Genomic DNA, 3,568 nt, shown 5'->3' with positions numbered 1-3,568 from the left:
GACAAGGCGCCCTGGCCCTATCTGGCGCTGCCGCTGCTGCTGATCGCGGCGCTGCTGGGCCTGCCGGTGCTGCGCATCTTCTGGCAGTCGGTGCACCATGTGGTGCTGACCGCGCCCTGGGAGGGCAACGACTTCGTCGGCGCCGAGAACTTCCTGGCGCTGGTGCAGGAGCCGGCCTTCCTGCGGACGCTGCAGCTGACCGTGATCTGGACCGCCTGCTCGGTCGGGGCGAAGCTGCTGATCGGATTGGGCGGGGCGCTGCTGCTGCAGCGCCCCTTCCCCGGCCGCAAGATCTATCTGGCGCTGCTGATGCTGCCCTGGGTGACGCCGGCGGTGATCGCCGCCATCTCCTGGCGCTGGGTGCTGGACGGCCAGTCCGGCTGGATCAACGCCGTGCTGCTGGTGACCGGCGCGATCCGCGAGCCGATCTCCTTCCTGGGGCAGGAGACCACGGCCTTCATCGCCACCGTGGTGGTCGACGCCTGGCTGGGCATCCCCTTCATGGTGGTGACGCTGATGGCCGGGCTGCAGCGCATCCCCGACGACTATATCGAGGCGGCGCGGATCGACGGCGCCCGGCCCATGCAGATCTTCCGCCGCATCACCCTGCCGCTGCTGCGGCCGGTGCTGATGACCTGCGTGCTGCTGTCGACCGTCTGGACCTTCAACTCCTTCCAGGTGATCTGGCCGCTGACCAAGGGCGGCCCGGCCGGCGCCACCGCCACCCTGCCGATCCAGATCTACGACACCGCCTTCGGCAGCTTCGACTTCGGCACCTCCTCCGCCATGGCCGTTGTCGTCTTCGCCATCCTGATGACGGTGTCGCTGCTGTACTGGCGCGTGCTGAAGGGAGGCGAGGAATGACCGCTCGCCGCTTCTGGCCCGAGGCCGGCCGCCACGGCGCCCTGATCCTGCTGCTGGGCTTCCTGCTGCTGCCGGTCTGGGTGATGCTGAAGACCTCCTTCACGCCCTATGACCGGCTCTATGTCTGGCCGCCGGAGTTCCTGCCGACCAGCCTGGACCTGGGCAACTACGCCCGCGCTTTGTTCGGCCAGTACCGGGTGGTCGAGGCGCTGGGCAACAGCCTGGTCATCGCCGGGTGCTGCGCCGCGATCTCGACCAGCTTCGGCTTCCTCGGCGCCTACGGCCTGGCGCGGTTCCGCTTCACCGGCCGCACCGCGCTGCTGTTCCTGGTGCTGGCGACGCAGATGCTGTCGCCCGTGGTCATCGTCATCCCGCTCTACGAGGCGATGATCGCCGCCGGCCTGCTGGACACCTATCTGTCGGTGATCCTGTGCGACACCGCCCTGGCCACGCCGATCGCGATCTGGCTGCTGCACGGCTTCCTCTTGGGCATCCCGCGCGAGCTGGAGGAGGCGGCGATGGTCGATGGCTGCTCCCGCCTCAAGGCGCTGTGGCACGTCATCCTGCCGGTGGTGCGGCCAGGGCTGGCGATGACCGCGATCTACACCTTCATCCATGCCTGGAGCGACCTGATCTTCCCGCTGGTGATGCTGACCGACGACGGCAAATGGCCGGTGACCCTGGCCCTGACCCGCTTCGTCGGCGAGAACGTGGTCCGCTGGGACGCCCTGATGGCTGCCGGCGTCGTCACCACCCTGCCCGCCGCCATCCTGTTCGCCCTGGTCCAGAAGCACTTCACCCGCGGCATGGTCGCCGGCGCGGTGAAAGGTTAATCCTCGCTCTCAACTCCATCGTCCGAGCCTGAAAGCCAAGACCGATGTCCAAATCCCTGAAATCCCAGCAGATCCGCGTCGCCGTCATCGGCGCCGGCAGCCGCGGCATCGAGGCCTATGGCGACTACATCCGCCGCCGGCCCGACCAGGCCCGGGTCGTCGCCATCGCCGACCCGCGCACCGACCGGCTGCAGGACGCCGCCGCCCGCCACGGCCTGGCAGCCGAGCATCTGTACACCGACTGGCGCGAGCTGCTGGAGCGCGAGACCGAGCTGGACGCCGTGCTGATCACCACCCCGGACGCGCTGCATCTGGAGCCGGCGCTGGCCGCCATCCGCCGCGGCCTGGGCATCCTGCTGGAGAAGCCGATCTCGCCGACCGAGGAGGAGACCCGGGCGCTGGCCGAGGCGGCGCGGGAGACGGGGGCGGACGTCACCGTCGCCCATGTGCTGCGCTACACGGCCTTCTTCTCGCGCATCAAGGAGATCCTGGACCGCGGCGTGATCGGCCGGCTGGTGACGCTGCGCCAGACCGAGCACATCGGCTACTGGCACTTCGCCCACAGCTTCGTGCGCGGCAACTGGCGGCGCGAGGACGAATCGAGCCCGCTGATCCTGGCCAAGACCTGCCACGACCTGGACATCATCCGCTGGCTGGCCGGCGCGCCTTGCACCGAGCTGTCCTCCTACGGCTCGCTGGCCCATTTCCGGCGCGAGAACGCGCCGGACGGGTCGACCGACCGCTGCGACGAGGGCTGCAAGGTCGAGCGCGTCTGCCCCTATTCCGCCCAGCGCCTGTACCTGGAGAAGTTCAAGCCGGCCGACCGCTGGCCGCACAAGGTGCTGACCCTCGACACCTCGCCCGACGGCATCCGCACCGCCCTGCGCGAGGGTCCCTATGGCCGCTGCGTGTATCGTTGCGACAACGACGTGGTCGACAACCAGGTGGTGGCGATGCGCTTCGCCAACGGCGTCAGCGGCACGCTGAACGTCAGCGCCTTCACCGCCGAGAACACGCGGACATTGCATCTGATGGGCACCCATGGCGAGATCGCCGGGCATCTGGAGAAGAACGAGATCACGGTGATCGACTTCCGCACCGACGACGTCACCACCATCCGCCTGACCACGGTGGAGGACAGCGGCCACAGCGGCGGCGACGACCGGCTGATGGCCGAGTTCCTGGGCCGGCAGATCCAGCGCCGCAGCCGCAGCCAGGTGAATGTCTCGCTGACCTCGCTGGAGGAGTCGCTGGACAGCCACTTCATGGCCTTCGCCGCCGAACGCTCGCGCCGCACCGGCACCGTGGTCCGGCTGTGACGGGGCGGATACGCCGGTGAGCGAGCCGAACCGGCCCTTCAGTTTGCCCGTCTTTAGTTTTCCCGCAAGGGAAGGGGGGACTGGTTCTGTCTTCGGCCGGAATCGCTGCCAGCCCGTACGACGGACAGAAGAACCCACTGGAAAGCTCCCGCAAGCGGGAGAGGCCGCGCCTTGAGCGGAACCTCCGACAGCCCTGCCCGGGAAGCCGGCGACCACGGCCGTCTGCGGGCCGTCGCGGCGCTGTCCGCGCATTACGGCGTCAGCGGCATCCTGACGCCGTATCTGCCGGTGTGGCTGGCGGCGAGCGGCCTGGCCGCCGACGCGGTCGGCTGGACCATGGCCGCAGGCTTCGCCCTGCGCGCCGTCTGCATCCTCGGCTTCGGCATGGTCGCGACGCTGCTGCTGCCGGCCGGCGGCCTGGCCGCCGGCGCCGCCCTGTCCGCCGCCCTGGTGCTGGTCGCCGCTTCGCTGATCGCCGACCCCGGCACCGTCGGCCTGCTGTCGGTGCTGGCGGTCGGCTGCGTCTACGGCTCGATCCCGCTGATCGAGAGC

4 protein-coding genes are annotated in these 3,568 nt (G+C 69.5%); all 4 read left to right on the top strand.

Annotation, left to right across the window (positions count from 1 at the left end; translation table 11 throughout):
* The coding region (locus tag P409_RS29550; protein WP_052121555.1) for a carbohydrate ABC transporter permease at positions 1 to 864 on the top strand (864 nt) is incomplete at its 5' end.
* Complete coding sequence (locus P409_RS29545) at positions 861 to 1,697, top strand: carbohydrate ABC transporter permease (protein ID WP_052121554.1); 837 nt, start codon at positions 861 to 863, stop codon at positions 1,695 to 1,697. The genes P409_RS29550 and P409_RS29545, both read left to right, overlap by 4 nt.
* A 44-nt stretch (positions 1,698 to 1,741) precedes the next feature.
* Positions 1,742 to 3,016: a Gfo/Idh/MocA family protein gene (locus P409_RS29540; protein ID WP_052121553.1), complete on the top strand. Its 1,275-nt coding sequence runs from the start codon at positions 1,742 to 1,744 to the stop codon at positions 3,014 to 3,016.
* 171 nt (positions 3,017 to 3,187) lie between these two features.
* On the top strand, positions 3,188 to 3,568 hold a 381-nt coding region (locus tag P409_RS29535; protein ID WP_034846838.1), incomplete at its 3' end, for a hypothetical protein.

It is taken from the genome of Inquilinus limosus MP06 (assembly GCF_000767795.1).
Taxonomy (GTDB): Bacteria; Pseudomonadota; Alphaproteobacteria; order DSM-16000; family Inquilinaceae; genus Inquilinus; species Inquilinus limosus_E.
The sequence above is the reverse complement of the archived record's forward strand: the minus strand, read 5'-3'. Positions and strand labels throughout refer to the sequence as shown.

Bases quoted from the DNA above. Each gene is read 5' to 3' on its own strand.
- P409_RS29545 (WP_052121554.1), top strand. From the start codon at position 861: ATGACCGCTCGCCGCTTCTGGCCCGAGGCCGGCCGCCACGGCGCCCTG.
- P409_RS29540 (WP_052121553.1), top strand. From the start codon at position 1,742: ATGTCCAAATCCCTGAAATCCCAGCAGATCCGCGTCGCCGTCATCGGC.